At 73.2% G+C, this 18,544-nt stretch carries 16 protein-coding genes; 9 read left to right on the forward strand and 7 right to left on the reverse strand.

The window, feature by feature from the left end; translation table 11 throughout:
- Nucleotides 1–59: 59 nt before the first annotated feature.
- On the reverse strand, nucleotides 60–914 hold the full coding sequence (locus ACFUK0_RS10750; protein ID WP_380248397.1) for an SAM-dependent methyltransferase: 855 nt from the start codon (nucleotides 912–914) through the stop codon (nucleotides 60–62).
- Nucleotides 915–1,294: 380 nt separating this feature from the next.
- On the opposite strand from ACFUK0_RS10750, the gene ACFUK0_RS10755 reads away from it, so the two are divergent.
- From ACFUK0_RS10755 to ACFUK0_RS10770, 4 genes are all read left to right on the forward strand, one after another.
- Entirely contained in the window at nucleotides 1,295–1,909 is a 615-nt protein-coding gene (locus ACFUK0_RS10755) for a polysaccharide deacetylase family protein (protein ID WP_380248399.1), read from the forward strand.
- 144 nt (nucleotides 1,910–2,053) lie between these two features.
- Nucleotides 2,054–2,392 carry a hypothetical protein gene (locus ACFUK0_RS10760; RefSeq protein WP_380248401.1) on the forward strand — a complete coding sequence of 113 codons (339 nt, stop codon included), beginning with the start codon at nucleotides 2,054–2,056 and terminating at the stop codon, nucleotides 2,390–2,392.
- Between the two features lie 195 nt (nucleotides 2,393–2,587).
- Complete coding sequence (locus ACFUK0_RS10765; RefSeq protein ID WP_380248403.1) at nucleotides 2,588–4,246, forward strand: beta-N-acetylhexosaminidase; 1,659 nt, start codon at nucleotides 2,588–2,590, stop codon at nucleotides 4,244–4,246.
- Between the two features lie 130 nt (nucleotides 4,247–4,376).
- Nucleotides 4,377–5,447 (forward strand): class I SAM-dependent methyltransferase, encoded by a 1,071-nt coding sequence (locus ACFUK0_RS10770; RefSeq protein WP_380248405.1) that lies wholly within the window; start codon nucleotides 4,377–4,379, stop codon nucleotides 5,445–5,447.
- Between the two features lie 18 nt (nucleotides 5,448–5,465).
- On the opposite strand, the gene ACFUK0_RS10775 is transcribed toward ACFUK0_RS10770, so the two are convergent.
- On the reverse strand, nucleotides 5,466–5,843 hold the full coding sequence (locus ACFUK0_RS10775; protein WP_380248407.1) for a DUF4180 domain-containing protein: 378 nt from the start codon (nucleotides 5,841–5,843) through the stop codon (nucleotides 5,466–5,468).
- Nucleotides 5,836–6,324 (reverse strand): helix-turn-helix domain-containing protein, encoded by a 489-nt coding sequence (locus ACFUK0_RS10780; protein WP_380248409.1) that lies wholly within the window; start codon nucleotides 6,322–6,324, stop codon nucleotides 5,836–5,838. Before ACFUK0_RS10780 ends, ACFUK0_RS10775 begins: the two co-directional genes overlap by 8 nt.
- Nucleotides 6,325–6,661: 337 nt before the next feature.
- Between ACFUK0_RS10780 and ACFUK0_RS10785 the strand changes: the two genes are divergently transcribed.
- On the forward strand, nucleotides 6,662–9,148 hold the full coding sequence (locus tag ACFUK0_RS10785; RefSeq protein ID WP_380248411.1) for a glycoside hydrolase family 9 protein: 2,487 nt from the start codon (nucleotides 6,662–6,664) through the stop codon (nucleotides 9,146–9,148).
- 108 nt (nucleotides 9,149–9,256) lie between these two features.
- On the opposite strand, the gene ACFUK0_RS10790 is transcribed toward ACFUK0_RS10785, so the two are convergent.
- From ACFUK0_RS10790 to ACFUK0_RS10800, 3 genes are all read right to left on the reverse strand, one after another.
- Nucleotides 9,257–10,789: an esterase/lipase family protein gene (locus ACFUK0_RS10790; RefSeq protein WP_380248413.1), complete on the reverse strand. Its 1,533-nt coding sequence runs from the start codon at nucleotides 10,787–10,789 to the stop codon at nucleotides 9,257–9,259.
- A gap of 206 nt (nucleotides 10,790–10,995) precedes the next feature.
- Nucleotides 10,996–11,397: a hypothetical protein gene (locus tag ACFUK0_RS10795; protein ID WP_380248415.1), complete on the reverse strand. Its 402-nt coding sequence runs from the start codon at nucleotides 11,395–11,397 to the stop codon at nucleotides 10,996–10,998.
- Nucleotides 11,398–11,524: 127 nt separating this feature from the next.
- Nucleotides 11,525–12,829, reverse strand: a complete 1,305-nt coding sequence (locus ACFUK0_RS10800; protein ID WP_380248484.1) for an MFS transporter — start codon at nucleotides 12,827–12,829, stop codon at nucleotides 11,525–11,527.
- Nucleotides 12,830–12,962: 133 nt separating this feature from the next.
- Here ACFUK0_RS10800 and ACFUK0_RS10805 point away from each other — a divergent pair, with 133 nt between their 5' ends.
- Nucleotides 12,963–13,451, forward strand: a complete 489-nt coding sequence (locus ACFUK0_RS10805; protein ID WP_380248417.1) for a hypothetical protein — start codon at nucleotides 12,963–12,965, stop codon at nucleotides 13,449–13,451.
- Nucleotides 13,452–13,516: 65 nt separating this feature from the next.
- On the opposite strand, the gene ACFUK0_RS10810 is transcribed toward ACFUK0_RS10805, so the two are convergent.
- Complete coding sequence (locus ACFUK0_RS10810) at nucleotides 13,517–13,729, reverse strand: response regulator transcription factor (RefSeq protein ID WP_380248419.1); 213 nt, start codon at nucleotides 13,727–13,729, stop codon at nucleotides 13,517–13,519.
- 118 nt (nucleotides 13,730–13,847) lie between these two features.
- Here ACFUK0_RS10810 and ACFUK0_RS10815 point away from each other — a divergent pair, with 118 nt between their 5' ends.
- From ACFUK0_RS10815 to ACFUK0_RS10825, 3 genes are all read left to right on the forward strand, one after another.
- Nucleotides 13,848–15,833 (forward strand): S9 family peptidase, encoded by a 1,986-nt coding sequence (locus ACFUK0_RS10815; RefSeq protein ID WP_380248421.1) that lies wholly within the window; start codon nucleotides 13,848–13,850, stop codon nucleotides 15,831–15,833.
- A 289-nt stretch (nucleotides 15,834–16,122) separates the two neighbouring features.
- Nucleotides 16,123–16,854, forward strand: a complete 732-nt coding sequence (locus ACFUK0_RS10820; protein ID WP_380248423.1) for a helix-turn-helix transcriptional regulator — start codon at nucleotides 16,123–16,125, stop codon at nucleotides 16,852–16,854.
- A gap of 55 nt (nucleotides 16,855–16,909) precedes the next feature.
- Nucleotides 16,910–18,541 (forward strand): SagB family peptide dehydrogenase, encoded by a 1,632-nt coding sequence (locus tag ACFUK0_RS10825; protein WP_380248425.1) that lies wholly within the window; start codon nucleotides 16,910–16,912, stop codon nucleotides 18,539–18,541.
- The last annotated feature ends 3 nt before the right edge of the window (nucleotides 18,542–18,544 follow it).

Here is an 18,544-nt window from a genome sequence, read left to right on the forward strand (position 1 = left end):
GTGGTGCGCGGACCGGTCGGCGGCCGGATGCCGCGCACCACCGCGAGCCGGGTACCGGGTCACTTCTTGCGCGCGACGCCGGCCCAGTAGTACGCGGCCTCCGGGTCGGCCGGGGCCTCGCCGTCGGGCAGCCACCCCATGACGGGGGAGACACCCGGCTCCAGCAGCTCCCAGCCGTCGAAGAACGCGGTCACCTCCGCGCGGGAGCGCGGCACCAGCGTCATGCCGCCCTCGCGCGCGGCGGCGGCGACCTGGCCGACCGACTCCGGGTCGAAGTCCTGGGTGGGGTGGGTGAGCGCGATACAGCTCCCGGAGGGCAGCGCGTCGCGCAGCGCGGCCACCTTGCCCCACGGGTCGTCCGCGTCGGCGATCAGCATCAGGACGGCGATCAGCAGCAGGCCGACCGGCTGCTCCAGGTCCAGCGTCGAGGTCAGGGCCGGGTCGGCCAGCAGCTTTTCGGCGTTGCCCAGGTCGGCGTGGATGTAGCTGGTGCGGCCGGCCTCGTCGCTGACCATCAGCGCGCGGGCGTGGGCCAGCACGATCGGGTCGTTGTCCACGTAGACCACGCGGGCGTCGGATGCGATGGCCTGGGCGATGTCGTGGGTGTTGGGGGAGGTGGGGATGCCCGTCCCGAGGTCGAGGAACTGCCGGATGCCCTGGTCGCGCACCAGATGGCGGACCGCGCGGGCCTGGAAGGCGCGGTTCTCCTTGGCCATGGCGCGAATGCTGGGGATCGCCTGCCCGATCGCGTCGCCCATCGCGCGGTCGGGGGCGAAGTTGGTCTTCCCGCCCAGCCAGTAGTCGTAGATCCGGGCCGAGTGCGGCTTGCTGGTGTCGACGCCGAGGCGCTCCCAGTCACCCACGTCGGTACGGTCCGCATCGCCCTGCTGGGGAAAAGTCTGACCAGTCGTCATTAGTACTTCCTCTGGAGGCAGATCATCACACTGCGGTCAGGGTAGCGGTGCCGGTCGGGTCCGGAGGGGCGTATCCACGGCCGGGGCCGGGGGATGCTTGCGCCGTCCGGGTGATGATCGGGGCCCCGGGCGGTGCGGTGCGGGAGGGGCGGGACCAATCGGGGGAGGGATCGGACATGTTGTCGTATCGTCAGCTCGTATCCCGAAGAGTGTTTCTGGTGGCCCTCGGTGCCACCGTTCTGTCCGCCGAGGGCTGTGGCCGGCTGCTGCAGGGGGAGCGCGACGGCGCCCCGCCCGCCGTACCCGAACCGGCTCCCGCCCCCTCACCGGCGCCTGCCGTCAGTCCCGCGCCTGCCCCCGCGCCCTCGCCGTCACCCCTCGTGTCCAGAGCGCTCGACCCGGCGGAGAACCGGCCGCTGCTCGAACTCTCCCGCGAGCGGCGAGCGGTGGCGATCACCGTGGACGACGGCCCGGACCCGCGCTACACCCCGGCGGTACTGGCGGCCCTGCGCCGGCACGGGATCCGGGCCACCTTCTTCGTGGTGGGGCGGAACGCGGCGGCCCACCCGGCCCTCGTCCGGGCCATCGCGGACGAGGGCCACCACCTCGCCAACCACAGCTGGTCGCACCCCGACCTGCGGCACCTACCGGAGGCCCAGGTCCGTGCCGAGCTCCAGCGCACCTCCGAGCTGCTGGAGAAGGCCACCGGCCGGGCGACGACCTGGTTCCGCGCGCCCGGCGGGGACTGGGCGCCGGTGACGATGCGGGTCTGCTCGGCACTGGGCCTTCGGCCGATGGGCTGGTCGGTGGATCCGGCCGACTGGGCGCGACCCGGCACCGCGAAGATCACCTCCCGGGTGCTGGGCGCCGTACGGCCGGGCTCCATCGTGCTCAACCACGACGGCGGCGGTGACCGCTCGCAGACCGTCGCGGCGCTGCGCGCCTACCTCCCGGTGCTCATCGACCGGGGCTACGCGTTCACCGCGCCGCCTTGACGGCACCTCAAACGCCTTGCCCCCTATGCGTAGCGGCTTAGGGGGCAAAACCACTCAAAAGGGTGAAAAAGAAGAACCGTTTCGCCACTTTTGCGGCCCCTAGGGTGATTCTGCACCGCACCACTTGGAAAAGGATCACCTCTCATGCGTCTCCGCAACGCCGCGATCGCCGCCGCCAGCGCCGTCACCCTCGTGCTGGCCATTCCGGGCTCGGCCTCGGCCACCGTCGGCGAGTTCCGCTACACCTACCGCGACGCCGGCGCCGAGAACACCGGCTGGCTCGTCGACCCGCCGAGCGGACACTGCATCAACCTGGACGAGGCGACCGACGAGGAGCCGGCCTACGCCCCGAAGAACTGGACGGTCTCGGCCGCCCGGGTCTTCCTCGGCTCCGACTGCGACGAGGCCGGGCCCGACTTCGTGCTGCGCCCCGGCGGCGGAGCATCCGACCGGCTGCTGGTGCGCTCGGTCCGCTTCTCCTGACCGCACCCTCCGCCGACCGAATCCTCCGCCGACCGCGCCGTTCACCGACCGCGGCGGCTCCGGGCGCGAGGCGTCCCGCCCGCCGCCGGGGCGGTCGTCCGGGCCGCTGCCGCGAACTCCGGGACACATCCGCCGGGCTGCTGGCACACTGTCGCCACCCGGCACGGCGGTGTGCCCAGAGCAGCAGGAGCGGCAGTGCGGATACGGAGACCGGACCACACCACCCGGGCGGGCCGGGCCGTCCTGGTCGCAGCTCTGCTCGCGCTGCTCGCCGGGGGGTTCGGGATCCGGCACGCGCTCGACCGCGACACCGTGCAGCCGGCCGCCGCCGGTCAGGACGCCGATGCCGGGAGCGCCGCCGCCCGTGTCATCCCGGCGCCGCTCACCGCCACCGCCGGCAGCGGCGCCGGCTACACCCTCTCCGGGCGGACGGTGATCACCACGGCCGACGCCGACGGGCCCGTCCGCCGGCTCGCCGAGCAGCTCGCGGCCGGCCTGCGCCGCTCCACCGGCCTGCCGCTGCCGGTCACGGCACCGGCAGGCCGGGATGACGCCCCCGGCGGCCGGATCGACCTGAGACTGGACCCGGCCCTCCCCGAGGAGACCGGCCCCGAGGGCTACCGGCTGGAGACCGGCCCGACCGGCGTGCTGATCACCGCCCGTACCGACGCGGGTCTCTACCGGGGCACCCAGACGCTCCGTCAGCTGCTCCCGCCGCAGATCGACGGCCGGACCCGGGCCGACGCCGACTGGACGCTGGCGCCGGTCTCCGTCACCGACCGGCCGCGCTACCCGTACCGGGGCGCGATGCTCGACGTCGCCCGGCACTTCTTCTCGTTGGACGAGGTGAAGGAGTACGTGGACCGGCTGGCCCTGTACAAGTTCAACCACCTGCACCTGCACCTGACGGACGACCAGGGCTGGCGGCTGGCGGTTCCCGGCCGGCCGGAGCTGACCGGGATCGGCGCGGCCACCGAGGTCGGCGGCACCCCGGGCGGCTTCTACACCGAGGCCGACTACCGCGAGATCGTCCGCTACGCGCAGGAGCACTACCTGACGGTCGTCCCCGAGATCGACCTGCCCGGTCACACCAACGCGGCACTCACCGCCTACCCCGAACTCGACTGCTCGGGCGGGCCCACGCCCCGGCCGTACACGGGCGTCGAGGTCGGCTTCAGCCTGATCTGCCCCACCGACGAGCGCACCTTCGCCCTCACCGGCGAGGTGATCACCTACCTGGCGGCGCTCACCCCCGGCCCGTACCTGCACATCGGCGGTGACGAGGTGAAGACGCTCGGGCCGGCCGCGTACCAGGAGTTCGTCCGCCGGGTCGGTGCGCAGGTCAGGGCAGCCGGCAAGACTCCGGTCGGCTGGCACCAGACCGCTTCGGCCGTCGGCCCCGCCGGTGTCGGGATGCTGGAGTACTGGGGCAAGGCCGGGGAGGGCGCGGCCGAGGCGGCGGCGGGTGCCGGGTCCGGGGCACAGGTGATCATGGCACCGGCCGACCACGCGTACCTGGACATGAAGTACGACCCGGGCACCTCGCTCGGGGTGCGGTGGGCCGGCACCGTCGACGTCCGGGCCGCCTACTCCTGGGACCCGGACACGCTGATCGCCCTGCCGGCCGGCTCGGTCGCCGGGATCGAGGCGCCGCTGTGGACGGAGACCCTCCCGTCACTCGCCGAGGCGGACCGGATGGCGCTGCCCCGGCTGCCCGTGCTCGCCGAGGTCGGCTGGTCGGCGCAGGCCGGCCGGGACTGGGAGGGCATGCGGCGACGGCTGGCCGCCCAGGCTCCGCGCTGGGACGCGGCCGGGTTCGGCTACGACCGGCGCCCGGAGATCCCCTGGCCGTAGCTCGACGAGCCCTCCCCGGTGGCGGACGCGTAGCGTGGTGACAAGGAGATTGGTCTGCCAATCCGATCATCGCGCCGCGCTCCGGCCGACGTCCGACGCCCGCCTGCGGCCCGATGGCCTAGGAGGAGCGATGACTGTGCAGGAGCTGGATCCGGCGAAACAGGAAGCCTTCGCCGGACGGATGGTGCAGATGCTCAACGACGGCTGCCTCGCCCTGATGAGCAGCCTCGGCCACCAGAGCGGGCTGTTCGACACGCTGGCCGGGCTGCCGCCGTCCACCGTGCAGGAGGTCGCGGGAGCCACCGGTCTCAACGAACGGTACGTGCGTGAGTGGCTGGGTGCGATGGTGGTCGGCGGGGTGGTCGAGTACGACCCGGTGGCCGCGACGTACGCGCTGCCGCCGGAGCACGCCGCCTCGCTCACCCGGGCCGCAGGGCCGGACAACCTGGCCGGGCTGATGCAGGACCTCTCGATGATGGGCGAGGTGGAGCAGCGGATCCTGGAGGCCTTCCGGAACGGCGGCGGGGTTCCGTACTCCGCCTACCCGAGGTTCCAGGAGCTCCAGGCCGAGGAGTCCAGCCGGGTCTACGACGCGGCTCTGGTCGGGAGCATCGTGCCGGTCGTCCCGGGGCTGGCCGCGCGCCTGGAGTCCGGGATCGACGCCCTCGACGTGGGCACCGGCCAGGGGCACGCGGTGAACGTACTGGCGCAGGCCTACCCGCGCAGCCGGTTCCACGGGCTGGACATCTCCGAGGAGGGCATCACGGCGGCCCGCGCCGAGGCCGCCGCCCGGGGTCTGGCGAACGCGGAGTTCGAGGCCGGCGACTCGGCGGAGCTGACCGGTGCGTACGACCTGATCACGGCGTTCGACGTGATCCACGACCTGGCCCGGCCGACCCGCACACTGGCTGCCATCGCCGGTGCGCTGCGCGAGGACGGCGTGTTCCTGATGGGCGACGTTGCGGCCTCCAGCAAGCTGGAGGAGAACATCGAGCACCCGCTGGCGCCCGCGCTCTACACCTTCTCGGTCTTCTACTGCATGACGGTCTCGCTGGCCCAGGGCGGCGAGGGCCTGGGCACGGTCTGGGGCGAGCAGACCGCACGGCGGATGCTCGCCGAGGCCGGGTTCACCCAGGTGGACACCCACCAGGTCGAGGGGGACATCCTGAACCTCTACTACGTGGCGCGGAAGGGCTCGTAGCGGCGCCCCGGGCCCCGGCTACCGGTGCCCGAGCTGCCCCAGGCGGGCGGCGAGTTCGTCGAGGTCGGCCACGAACCAGACCTGCCGGCCCTCGTTCGACTCGCGGACGAGCTCGGGCAGCGCCCGGCTGGCCGCCAGGTGCCGCGAGATGTCCCCGACGACGGCGAGGCGCAGCCGGTAGTTGGCGAACTTCTGCATGACCTCCCCGGCGAAGCCGGTACTGAGGTCGAAGAAGCGGTCGTCCAGCCGGCCGGCCGGTACGGCGACCAGCTCCGCGTCCTGGAAGGCGCCGCTGACCAGGTGGTCGAGAGCGTCCTGCACGGTGGCGACCTGCGGGCCGTCGGCGTCGCAGACCAGCACCGGTACGCCGTGGTGGGCGACGAGGAGGTCAGGCACGGGGCGCCGCCGGCGGGGTGCTGGCCGGGAAGAGGGTGTTCTCCGGCCCGACGACGGCGTCGACCAGCTGCAGCAGATCCGCGGTGGCGGCGGCGCCGCCCAGGATCACGATCTTCATCCGTTGTTGCTCCCTGTCGTAGATCGTCTGGACGTTGAGCCGGTCGGGTGAGCCCGGCGGGGCCTGCGCGCCGGCCGTCACCAGGGTGCTCAGCCGGCCTGCCGATTCCGGGCCGATCGAGTCGATCTGCACGATGCTCGACACCTCCGGGGGCCTGCGGGCGGCAGGCGGTTCCGCCGGCGGAGCCGCCCCGGGGAGGCCGGCGAGCGCCTCGAAGTCCTCCCGTGCGATCCGGTACTGCTTGCCGATCCGGACGGCCTTCAGCCGCCCGTCGCGGACGTAGCTCCGGACGGTGCGCACATGCAGCCCCAGGCGTTCGGCCACCTCGCCGACCGAGTACAGCTCGCGTTCGTTGTTCTCCATTGCTCCCTATTCTGCCCTGTCGAGCACTCTTGTGGGGAAGAATGCGGAAGATTCGCTGATTCGTACGGTCGGCGGGTGGCGGAGGGTGCGAGCCGATCCATTGACAGGCCCGCTGCGCCGCCGCCACCATGGTCGGCGCCGCGGCACCTGTTCAGCGGTGGTGTCCACAGCAGCGTGGGAGCGCTCCCACGCTTTTGGTCCGCACCGCCCGCGTACGGGCCCCACCCCGTACCGCACCTGCCCCACCGCTCCACCCCGCCCGGAAACGCGAGCCGTCGAGTGTCCGGGCGGCCCCCCACTCGCGCAGTCTCACCGGAAGGTCGCCATGCCCCACCCCATGACGCCGTTAACCAGATCCACCGCGCCCGCCGCCGGGCCGCGCCGCCGCCCCGCAGCGGCACGCGGCCGCCTGGCCGCCGGACTCGCACTCGCCGGAGCCCTGCTGGCGGGTGTCCTGGTGCCGGCCCACGCCGACGCCGCCGACCCGGCGCCGGTGGCCGCCGCCGGTACCGGCGCGTTCAACTACGGCGAGGCCCTGCAGAAGTCGATCCTGTTCTACGAGGCCCAGCAGTCGGGCAAGTTGCCCGCCACCAACCGCGTCTCCTGGCGCGGGGACTCCGCCCTGAACGACGGCAAGGACGTCGGCCTCGACCTGACCGGTGGCTGGTACGACGCGGGCGACCACGTCAAGTTCGGCCTCCCGATGGCTGCTTCGGCCACGATGCTCGCCTGGGGCGGCATCGAGGAGAAGCAGGCGTACACCGCCTCCGGCCAGATGCAGTACCTCAAGAACAACCTGCGCTTCGTCAACGACTACTTCATCAAGGCGCACCCGGCGCCGAACGTGCTGTACGGCCAGGTGGGCAACGGCGGTACGGACCACGCCTGGTGGGGTCCGGCCGAGGTGCTGCCGATGGCGCGGCCGGCCTACAAGATCGACGCCTCCTGCCCCGGCTCCGACCTGGCGGGCGAGACGGCGGCCGCGATGGCCTCCTCGTCGATGGTGTTCGCCGACAGCGACCCGGCGTACGCGGCCACCCTGCTCACGCACGCCAAGCAGCTGTACTCCTTCGCCGACACCTACCGCGGCAAGTACAGCAGTTGCATCAGTGACGCCCAGGGCTACTACAACTCCTGGAGCGGCTACAACGACGAACTGGTCTGGGGCGCGATCTGGCTCTACAAGGCCACCGGGGACAGCTCCTACCTGGCCAAGGCGGAGTCGTACTACGCGGGCCTGTCGACCGAGCCGCAGAGCACCACCAAGTCGTACCGCTGGACGATCGCCTGGGACGACAAGTCCTACGGTGCGTACGTGCTGCTGGCCCAACTCACCGGCAAGCAGGGGTACATCGACGACGCCAACCGCTGGCTGGACTGGTGGACGGTCGGCGTCAACGGCAGCCAGGTCAAGTACTCGCCCGGCGGTGAGGCCGTCCTCGACTCCTGGGGTTCGCTGCGCTACGCGGCCAACACCTCGTTCGTGGCGCTGCTCTACTCGGACTGGCTGACCGGCGACGCCACCCGCAAGAGCCGCTACCACGACTTCGCGGTGCGCCAGATCAACTACGCGCTGGGGGACAACCCGCGCAAGTCCAGCTACCTGATCGGGTTCGGCGCCAACGCGCCGCAGAACCCGCACCACCGCACCGCGCACGGCTCCTGGACCGACCAGCTCACCAGCCCGGTCAAGAGCCGCCACACGCTGGTCGGCGCGCTGGTCGGCGGGCCGAGCACGGCGGACGACTCCTACACCGACGACCGCTCCAACTACGTGAACAACGAGGTCGCCACCGACTACAACGCGGCCTTCACCGGAGCCCTCGCCCGCCTCTACGGCGAGTACGGCGGCAGCGCGCTCGCCGCCTTCCCGGCCACCGAGGCACCCGACGGGCCGGAGATGTCGGTGCAGGCGTCCGTGAACGCCGCCGGCACCAACTTCACCGAGATCAAGGCGTACGTCATCAACAAGTCGGCCTGGCCCGCCCGGGCGCTGACCAAGGCCTCGCTGCGCTACTACTTCACGCTGGAGCCGGGCGTCAGCCCCGGCCAGATCACCCTGAGCACCAACTACAACCAGTGCGGGACGGTCAGCGGGCCCACGCTCGCCTCCGGCTCCACGTACTACGTGACGGTGGACTGCTCCAACACCGCCATCGCCCCGGCCGGGCAGTCGGCCTACCGGAAGGAGGTCCAGTTCCGGATCGCCTCCTCGGGTGCCTGGGACCCGGCCAACGACTGGTCGTACCAGGGCATCGCCACCACGCCGGGTGCCGTCCCGGTCGACGCGGCGAACATCCTCCTGCTGGAGGGCAGCGCGCCGCAGTGGGGGACGGTCCCCGGCGGATCCACCGCGTCGCCGTCGCCCGGTACTTCGCCGTCGCCCAGCGCCTCGCCGACCGTCAGCCCCTCGCCGACGGTCAGTGCTTCGCCGAGTGCGTCGCCGTCCCCGAGCGCGTCGGCCTCGCCGAGTCCGACCGCGAGCCCCACGGCGACGTCGACCGCTCCCGGCGCCGGCTGCGCCGTCGGTTACACCATCGGCAGCAACTGGGGCTCCGGCTTCACGGCCGACGTGACGGTGCGCAACACCGGTACGACCGCCGTCTCCGGGTGGAGCCTGGGCTGGAGCTTCCTGGGGGCGGAGAAGGTCACCAACGCCTGGAACGCCAAGGCCGTCCAGACCGGCGCCGCGGTGACCGCGACCGATGCCGGGTTCAATGCCGCGATCGCCCCGGGGGCGTCCGTGTCCTTCGGGTTCCAGGGCGCCGGCGCGCCCGCCGGGCTGCCGGTCTTCGCGCTGAACGGAAGGAGTTGCACCGGATGATCCGTTGACGCCCGGGCTGCGGCGATGCAGCGAGGGCGGCAGGTGGACGGCCCGGTCGTCGGAGCAGGTTCCGGCGGCCGGGCCGTTCGGTCCCCTCCTGCCCTCCGCTCAGCTCCAGGGCGTGACGGTCAGGCGGACCCGGGCGCCCTCGCCGAGGAACGGCACCGCGGTCTGCGGGAGGCGGATGTGGGCGACCCAGGAGCCGTCGGCGGGGTCCTCGTCGCCGACCGGATCGCCGGCCGGTTCGAGATCCCTGATCAGGCCGTCGGTCTCCGAGTTCCAGCTCGCCCAGGTCTGCAGGCCGCCCGGGGTGGCGCGGACGTCGATGATGAGGATGTCGTCGAAGTCGGCGATCTGCTCCAGGTGGTCCAGGAACCGCAGCAGCCCGTGGTGCTCCCGCAGGGAGAGCACCTTGAGGTGCAGCGCGTACCGGAGGGTGTCGGTGCCGCCGGGCCGGGACAGGCCGCGGGAGAGGAAGGTCGTGGTCAGCGCGACGTCGGGCCGCGGGTCCTCCGGGGTGGGTTTGGGCAGTTGGATCGGGCACCAGTGCCGGGCCAGCTGTTCGTGCGTGACGATGATCAGCCCCCGGACCGAAAGGCGGACCTCCGCCTGCCACTTGATGTCCTCCTCCTCGGCCGGGAGGGTGAGGCCGGTGAGCGCCGCGTCGATCCGCAGATCGCCGAACAGGAAGCGCCGCAGGTTCTGGTAGCCCTCCTCGGAGTTCACCAGGCCGTACCGGCCGCTGTGGCTGCGGTGCACGAAGGCCCGGTGGGCACCGGGGACCTGGGCGTTCTCGATCTGCACCAGGCCGTCGCTGCTCGCCCCGACGGCGGCGGCCGAGAGCCCGTGCGCCACGTCGTAGTCCTTGGGGTTGGTGCCGACCAGGCAGAAGACCCGCTCGTGCGGGAAGCCGTCCGGGCCGTCCGGCATCTGCTGCGCCTGCCAGCCGTCCGGCGGGCCGTCCGGGTCGAACTCCGCTGCGGGGGTGAGGTATTCGTACATCCGGCGGGGGCCGAAGACGTCCGCCTGGTTGATCCCGAAGGCGTCCCGCAGGGCTTCGGGGACGCCGAAGCCGACGCTGAAGGTGATGCCGCCGTGCGGTGTGCCGTAGGTGAAGAGCTTGTCGACGTAGTCGGTGGCCCGGCGCCCGGGGCGCTGGTCGGGGATGATCTTCTGGATCAGGCAGCGGGCGATCAGCCCGCCCATCGAGTGCGCGACGAGGTGGACGCGCGGGGCGCCGGTCTTCTCCTGGAGCTTCTCGATCAGCGCGAGCAGGTCCTCCGCGGCCCGCTCCAGGCTGTAGTCACGCGGCCGGCCGCCCCAGGTGCCGGCGGACGCGTCGTAGAAGCGGTGGATCCAGATGCTGTTGGCCGGGATGTCCCGGTGGGTGTCGAGGTACGCCTGCTGGTCGCCGGCGATCAGGATCTCGTAGCCGTGGTCGAGGTGCAGGCGCAGCAGCGGGCTCTCGAACTGGAAGAAGGCCGGACTGTCGTCGCTCTGGATGCGGACGTGGGTGGAGCCCTCGTTGAAGCCGTAGAACGGGTCGGCCACGGCCTTGTCGATACTCGAGGTGCCTCCGGCGTAGCCGCGCACGTACACGATCGGGAGTGCGTCCGGATCTGGTAAGACTCGCTGTTCCATGGCGTCCCGCTCTCCGCGGCCGGTGCTTCGCGGCACCCGCCGCTCGCCTCGCACGGATCCCCTTCCAGTCTCGGAGCCGGACGGCGGCTTGTCACCCGGTGCGCGCGGGAGCGCCCGGGACGCGCGGGGCGGTGCGGGGCGGGCGCGGGCGGCCGCGGCGCGGGCGTCACCCGGTGGGCGTCACCGGGCGGCCCGCGCACGTCCGCTCAGTGCGCCAGGACGAACGCGCGGACCTCCGGTTGGCCTTCGTGGTGCCGCAGCGGGTGGCCGAACGCGCCCCGCGCGGTAGCCGGGCAGGGGACGATGCCGAGGTCGGTGTAGTCGCCGTGGGCGAGCAGGGCGCCCGCCAGCTCCCCGTACGCGGAGCCGGCCAGCAGGGTGGCGAGGCGGGCGGGGAGGGCGCCGAGGTCCCGGCCCTGCCAGGAGAGCACCCTGGCCCGGTCCGCCCCCGCCTCGGCGCGCTGCTGGAGCAGCACCTGGGCGCCGCCCGAGCCGTGCAGCAGCAGGGCCCACAGCGGGCGCTCCACCACGTCGCGGGGGAGCGCGTAGAGGTGCCGGGCCACCGAGTCGGGGGTGCCGGTGAAGGCGTGGAACTGTGCGAAGGTCATGGTCGTCCGCCTTGGTCGGTTCGGAGTTGGGCCGACGCGCACCCAGGGTAGGGCGGCGGGCCGGCACCGGACAGCCGTGCTTTGTGCCGTCCGTGGTTCTGCCGCAGCAGACCGCCACGGGCGCCGTTCAGACCTGGCCGCCCACGGGTTCCGGCGCGGGCGCCGCCGTCCGCTCCCGTGCGGTCGGCAGCAGCAGGGACGCGGCCGCCGCGACGGCGGCGCCCCCGGCGACGACGGCGCCGAGCCCGGACGAGACGTGCTGGACGACGGCGCCGGTCACCGCGCTGCCGGCGGCGAAGCCCACCCAGTTGGCGGCGACCAGCACCGCGAACGCCTGGGAGCGGGTGGACTCCGTGGAGTACTCGCCGACCAGCACCGTCTCGATCGCGTCGGCAGGCCCGTTGACGAAGCCGATCAGCACCAGCACCAGGACGGTGAGCAGCACGGCCGGGCCGGCCCCGACGGTCATGATGAGCCCGCCGTACAGGGCGAGGCCGACCGCGAGCTGGGCGCGGTTGGTGCCGGGCAGCCGCAGGCCGCCGTACAGGAAGCTGCCCAGGACGCCGCCGCAGGCCAGTGCGGCGAGCAGGACGCCCGCGCCGGTGCCGATCCGGTGGGCCTGCGCCACCACCGAGACCTGGAGCCCGCCGATCGCGAACGCGGCGGCTGCCACGACGAGTTGGATGTGCACCTGGCGGGTGTCCCAGGCCAGGCGCAGGCCGGGGCCGGAGAGCCGGGGGCGGTTGCGGTCGACCTGCCGGACACCGGGGGAGGAGCGCAGCCACCAGACGCCGGCGGAGGAGACGGCGGCGGTCACCACGACGGCGTAGAGCGCCGGGAGCAGCACGACGATGAGCGCGACCAGCAGCGGTCCGCCGATGAACACGCTCTCGGTGAGCAGACCGGACAGGGCGAACAGCGTCCTGCGATCCTCCTCGTCCTCGACGAGCGCCATCACGGTGGCGTTGGAGACGGCGGCGGCCGGCGGGGTCGCGGCGCCCGCCACCGCGGCGGTGAGGGTGAGCAGCGGCGGCCAGCCGGAGGTCGCGGCGACCAGGACGAAGAGGCCGAACGCGAGCGACTGCAGGGTGGTGGCCCAGGCGAGCGCGGTGCGCGGTCCGCGGCGGTCCGCGACCCGGCCCCAGAGTGGTGAGGTGGCGGCCAGTGCGACCGCGTACCCGCCGGAGACCAGGCCGGCGCTGGCGTAGCTCCCGCTGGCGTCCTCGGCCACCAGCAGCAGGGCCAGGCTGACCATGCCGGCCAGCATCCGGCAGGCGAAGGCGGCGCCCATCACGCGGGCGGCGCCGGGGTGGGCGAGGGCGGTTCGGTAGCGGGCGATGGCGGTCATCGGCGTCTGCCTCCAGCCGGTCTGGCGGGCCCGGGCGGGGCCGCGATCGGGATCTGACGTAGCGTCACATATGTTCGGTGTCAGCGAATCCGGCCGGTCGAGGCGCCGACCGGTGCTTCACCGACGGGTCGAATACCGGGTGCCGCGCACCCGTCCGGTGCGACTAGCGTGGGCTGCGCTCCAGCGTCCCGTCCGCCTCACAGGAGGATTCGCTGCAATGACGACCGACACCATGGGCACCACCGAGACCGTCACCCAGGCCACCGCGAAGGCATGCGTCGCCGCCGCCTGGGACTGCCAGACCCACTCCTTCCTCGGCTCGCCGGAGACGGTGGCCGCCAACCTCGCCGAGCTGCCGGACGAGCTGGTGGGCCGCCGCGTCTACATGCTGATGATCCAGGGCGACAGCCGGGCCGAGGCCCGGATCTTCGAGCGGTTCAGCATCGAGGACACCGAGGGCACCGTGGCCGGCTGGGACGAGCAGGACATGGGCGGGCTGGTCACCCAGCTCACCGAGGTCCTGGTCTCCAACCGCGGCGTGCACTGCCCCGGCGAGCAGGTCAAGGCCGCCCTCTCGGGCGAGCGCGAGCTGAGCATCGGCGCCCCCGCGGCCGCCCCCTCGACGGCGGCCGAGGCCTTCGGCCCCGTCCTCGCCGAGTTCAAGGGCGACAAGTTCGTCCAGGCCACCGTGATGGTGCTCTGCTGACGAGTGACGGACGGCAGGGCAGCCGGCGGTGTCGGCTGCCCTGTTCCGCTGCGCAGGCCCGGACGCTACGTCCGGGCCACCGTACAGGGGACGCCGCCCTCCATCAGCCACTTGGCGACCAGTGCCGCCCGGCTGTGCAGACCGTGCCGGTCGTACAACCGCTGAAGATGTGATTCGACCGTGCGCGTCGACATATCCAGCCGTTTGGCAATCTCCTTGTTGCCGCAGCCTTCGACGATCATAGAGAAGATCTGCTGCTGCTTCGGACTCAGATGCACGTGCCTCTCCCTCGAAAGTTGGCAATTCGCATCGGGTGGGCAGTGAAGCGTGTACGGTCACGAAACCATAGGCGATCGGCCGCGAATATTCCATGCCCACTCCACCTGCGAGGCCTTCATGTCCGATACCCTCCCTTTCGGAGCCTGGCCCTCCCCGATCACCGCCGAGATGGTGGCCCGCGCGCGAGTGCGGCCGGCATTTCCCCAGGCGGCCGGCGGCCGGGTCTGGTGGCAGGAGTCCCGGCCGGGGGAGGACGGGCGGACGACCGTGGTCGCCGCCGGGCCGGACGGCTCGCACCGCTCGGTGCTGCCGCGGCCGTGGGACGCCTGCACCCGGGTGCACGAGTACGGCGGGCGGTCCTACCTGCCGGTGCCGGCCGGCCCCGGGGGTGAGTGGCGGATCGTCTTCGCGCACCGCGCCGACCAGCGGCTCTACCTGACCGGGCCGGACGGCTGCCCGCCCGCGCCGCTCACCCCGGAGCCCCCCGAGCCCTGCGCGCTGCGCTACGCGGACCTGGTGCCGTCCGCCGACGGGCGGGAGGTCTGGTGCGTGCGCGAGCAGCACGGGCCGGGCGGCGCGATCAGCCGCGCCATCGTGGCCGTCCCGCTGGACGGCTCGGCCGCGGGCGCCCCCGCGGCGGTGCGCGTACTGGTGACGGGCTCCGACTTCCTGGCCTTCCCGGCCCCTTCGCCGGACGGCCGCCGGGTCGCCTGGATCGCCTGGAACCACCCCGACATGCCGTGGGACGCGGCGCAGCTGCGGGTGGGCCCCACCGACGGGCCCGGGCCGACCGGTGGCCGGGCGGTGCTCGGCGGCGATGCCCGCGAGTCCGTCCTGGCCCCGTGCTGGCGGGACGAGGACGCGCTCTACGCGGTGTCGGACCGCTCCGGCTGGTGGAACCTCTACGAGGTGGACCCGGCCGGAGTCCGGCCGCCGCGCAACCTGCACCCGGCCGCCGAGGAGTTCGCCGCGCCGCTCTGGGACGTGGGCGGGGCACCGTTCGCGCTGCTCGCGGACGGCCGGCTGGCCGTCGTGCACGGCCGGGGCGACCAGCGGCTCGGCCTGCTGGACCCGGCCACCGGCGAGCTGACGGACGTCGGGGGCCGCTTCACCGTGTTCGCCCCGGAGCTGGCGGCGGAGGGGACCGGCATCGCCGCGCTGGCCGGCGGGCCGGCCGACGCGGTCGGCGTGGTGCGGATCGACGCCGGCTCCGGCCGGACCGAGGTGCTGGGCGCCGAGCCGGCCGCCCTGCCCGACCCCGCCTACCTCTCGGTGCCCCGGGCGGTGGAGTTCACCGGGGCGGGCGGCCACCCCGTGCACGCCTTCGTCCACCCCCCGGCCCACCCGGAGGTACGGGCCCCCGAGGGGGAGCGCCCGCCCTACCTGGTCTGGGTGCACGGCGGCCCGACCGGGCACGACGGCGGTTCGCTGGACCTTTCGAAGGCGTACTTCACCAGCCGCGGCATCGGCGTGATCGCGGTGAACTACGGCGGCTCCAGCGGGTACGGGCGGGCCCACCGTGAGCGGCTGAAGGGCCAGTGGGGCGTCGTGGACGTGGCGGACGTGGTGACCGCCGCGCGGCTGCTGGCCGAGTCCGGCGAGGCGGACGGGGAGCGGCTGGCGGTACGCGGCCCGTCGGCCGGCGGCTGGACGGCGCTGGCCGCGGTGACCACCGGCGTCGCCGCGCACGGGCCGGTGTTCCGGGCCGCCACGTCGTACTTCGGGGTCGCCGACCTGGAGCTGCTGGCGGCCGGCCTGCACGACTTCGAGTCCCGGTACCTGGACGGCCTGGTGGGGCCGCTGCCGGAGAGCAAAGCGACCTATCGTGAGCGCTCGCCGATCGGTCACGTCCGCCCGGACACCTGCCCGGTGCTGCTGCTGCAGGGGCTGGACGACCCGGTGGTGCCGCCGGAGCAGTCCGAGGGGCTGGCCCGGGAGCTCGCAGCCCACGGGGTCGGGCACCTGCTGATGGCCTTCCCCGGGGAGTCGCACGGCTTCCGCAAGGCGGCCACGGTGATTGCCGCCCTCGGCGCTGAGCTGGCCTTCTACGGACACACGCTGGGATTCACGCCGATCGGGGTGCCTCCGATCGAGCTGACATGAGCGCGACTGGCTTAAAACTGTAGTGAGCCTCTAGAAACAGCAAGATTGAAGAAGACATGCTCCTCCTCACCCTGTGACGATGGGTGGTGTCAGCACCCGGTCCGAGGCCCCCAGCGACCGGCCGGGTGCGCGTGGCGCTGTGCGTCGAAGCCGGCGCGGAGCCAGGCCTCCGGCTGATCCGTCGTTCACAAGTTCGGTGCACCCGTATGTCCCTGTGCTTGTTCTACGCGCGTTTTTTCGAATTAACCGGCGAGCGGGAACAGCCGTAACAAATTCACCGGGAGGCAGCATGGAGCATGTAATCGAACGCGCCGTCAGCACGATAAGAGAGCGATATTTCGAGCCGCTCAGCCTCGACGAACTCGCCCAGTCGGCGATGGTGAGCAAATTCCATTTCCTGCGGACCTTCCGCCGAATCACCGGCGTGACCCCGGGGCGATTCCTCAGCGCCGTCCGGCTGGAGGAGGCGAAGCGGCTGCTGCTCGCCACCTCGCTCAACGTCTCCGACATCTCCGCCCAGGTCGGGTACAGCAGCACCGGCAGCTTCACCCGCCGCTTCACCGAGTCGGTGGGCTGCTCGCCGACCCAGTACCGCCACCTCGGCGACCACGGACGCGGCGAGGCCGCCGCACCGTTCGGTGCCGCCGGCTCGCGGACCGGATCCATCTCCGGCGACGCCTGCGTGGCCGGAGTCGGCGTGTCGGCCGTCTACGTGGGGCTGTTCGACAGCCCGATCCTGGAACGATGTCCCGCCGTCCGGGCGATCATCACCGAACCAGGACCCTTCCGCCTGACCGGCGTGCCCGACGGCACCTGGTACATCCACGCGGTGGCCCACGGGGCGTTCCCGGACGACGCCTCGTGCCCCGGCCAGCAGATGCTGGTCGCCACCGCCGGGCCGGTCACCACCGGCCCCGGCAGCAGCCTGCACCTCGACCTCACCCTGCACCCCCTGCGGTGGTCCCACCCGCCCGTCCTGCTCGCGCTGCCCGACCTTGCCGAGCCGGCCCTCGCGGCTTGACGGCCCGGATGCGCAGCCGCCGACCACACACCCCTCCCGACCTGGCAGGTGACGGATGAGCACGACCTTCGCAACGCAACCCTCCTGGCGCGCCCTGCGGGTGAGCGCCGGCGCCGATGCCGCCGACGCGCTGGAGGGGATCCTCCTCGACGTCGTCCAGCCCTGGGCGGCGCAGGCGCTGGCCCAGGGCTCCATCGACGCCTGGGCCCTGGAGCGCCCCCCGGCCGCGCTGCTCCTCGGGCTGCGCGCCCCGGCCGGCGAGGAGCCTGACAAGGCGCTGGAGGAGCTCGGCACGCTGGTCGCGCAGGCACTCGCCGGGCGGCCGGGCGGCCAGGCCGCCCCCTGCGCCTGGCCGGCCACCGCCGAACCGGCGGCCGGCCACCTCGCGGCGTCCACGGCCGTCACCGTCCCGCTGGTGGGCGCCACCCGGTCGCGGCCCAAGCGGCTGCAGGCCGCCACCGGCCTGCTGCTGGCGGCGGCCCGCGCCACCGGCGCCGACCGGATCGGCTGCGCGCACTGGCTCCGCACCTACGCCGGCACGCTGACCACGCCGGCCGAGACCACCGCGGCCCGGGACGCCGCCGAGGCGGAGTTCCACCGCAACGAGGCGGAGTGGCTGCGCAGGTACGACCGCACGGCCGAGGAGATCGCCTCCCCGGCCGCCGGGCTCGGTGACTGGCACCGCCGGCTGGCCGGGCTCTGGACGGGACTCGGCCACCCGCACGCCGCCGGGCCGCACGCCTCGCAGGACCGGCAGCAGGCCTTCCGCGAGCTGGCGGCCGCGACCTGCCGCCAGCTCGGCCTCAGCCCGGCCGAGCAGGCCCAGGCCGCCTGGCTGCTCTCGCTCGCCGTGCTCGGCGGCCCCCGCGAGCCGTTCTTCGCGGACGGCCCGGCGGCCCCCGACCGGCGCTTCCACGAGGACAGCAAGTACATCGGCAGCCGGCTGCCCGACCAGCGCCCCGACCTGGTGCAGTCCGAGACGGCGGGCCGCTGGCAGCCCGTCCGCGGGCAGGACGTCGTCGCGCTGCCGCAGCCCGTGGCGCCGGGCCCGCAGGCGCCCGCGTTCGCCGACGTCCTGCTGGCCCGCCGCAGCGGCTACGGCAGCTACCGGGGCCCGGTCACGCTGGCCGAACTCAGCACCCTGCTCCACTACTCCGCGGCGGTCACCACCGAGAAGCGGATGGGCCCCGGCCTCAGCTACGCCGTCCGGCCGTATCCGAGCGGCGGCACCCGCTACCCGCTCCAACTGCTGCTCTACTGCCACGACGTCACCGGACTGGCCCGCGGCACCTACCGGTACGACCCGCACGCCCACGCGCTGCAGCTGCTCAGCGACGCCGACATCTCGGCCGACCTCCAGCGCAGCGCGCCGGCCACCGACCCGCGGGTCACCACACCGCCGAAGGCGGGCGGGAACATCGACGCCGCCGACTGCCCGCTGTGGGTCTTCACGGTCGCCGACCTGACCTACCAGCGGCTGCACTACGGGCTGCGCTCCTACCGGCTGGTGCTCCAGGAGACCGGCCATCTCGCCCAGAACCTCGCCCTGGTGGCGACCTGGCTGGGCAAGTCCACGGTGGGCCTGAGCGGTTACTACGACGACGCGGTCAACCAGCTGCTGGGCGTGGACGGTGTCGACTCGGCGGTGCTGTACCTGCACGTGGTCGGCGTGACCGAGGGCGCCTGACGC

Origin of the sequence: Kitasatospora sp. NPDC057223 (genome assembly GCF_042669755.1) — a bacterium.
Lineage (GTDB): Bacteria > Actinomycetota > Actinomycetes > Streptomycetales > Streptomycetaceae > Kitasatospora.

Bases quoted from the DNA above. Each gene is read 5' to 3' on its own strand.
- ACFUK0_RS10805 (WP_380248417.1), top strand. From the start codon at position 12,963: ATGACGACCGACACCATGGGCACCACCGAGACCGTCACCCAGGCCACC.
- ACFUK0_RS10760 (WP_380248401.1), top strand. From the start codon at position 2,054: ATGCGTCTCCGCAACGCCGCGATCGCCGCCGCCAGCGCCGTCACCCTC.
- ACFUK0_RS10815 (WP_380248421.1), top strand. From the start codon at position 13,848: ATGTCCGATACCCTCCCTTTCGGAGCCTGGCCCTCCCCGATCACCGCC.
- ACFUK0_RS10795 (WP_380248415.1), bottom strand. From the start codon at position 11,397: ATGACCTTCGCACAGTTCCACGCCTTCACCGGCACCCCCGACTCGGTG.
- ACFUK0_RS10770 (WP_380248405.1), top strand. From the start codon at position 4,377: ATGACTGTGCAGGAGCTGGATCCGGCGAAACAGGAAGCCTTCGCCGGA.
- ACFUK0_RS10825 (WP_380248425.1), top strand. From the start codon at position 16,910: ATGAGCACGACCTTCGCAACGCAACCCTCCTGGCGCGCCCTGCGGGTG.
- ACFUK0_RS10790 (WP_380248413.1), bottom strand. From the start codon at position 10,789: ATGGAACAGCGAGTCTTACCAGATCCGGACGCACTCCCGATCGTGTAC.
- ACFUK0_RS10785 (WP_380248411.1), top strand. From the start codon at position 6,662: ATGACGCCGTTAACCAGATCCACCGCGCCCGCCGCCGGGCCGCGCCGC.
- ACFUK0_RS10750 (WP_380248397.1), bottom strand. From the start codon at position 914: ATGACGACTGGTCAGACTTTTCCCCAGCAGGGCGATGCGGACCGTACC.
- ACFUK0_RS10780 (WP_380248409.1), bottom strand. From the start codon at position 6,324: ATGGAGAACAACGAACGCGAGCTGTACTCGGTCGGCGAGGTGGCCGAA.
- ACFUK0_RS10820 (WP_380248423.1), top strand. From the start codon at position 16,123: ATGGAGCATGTAATCGAACGCGCCGTCAGCACGATAAGAGAGCGATAT.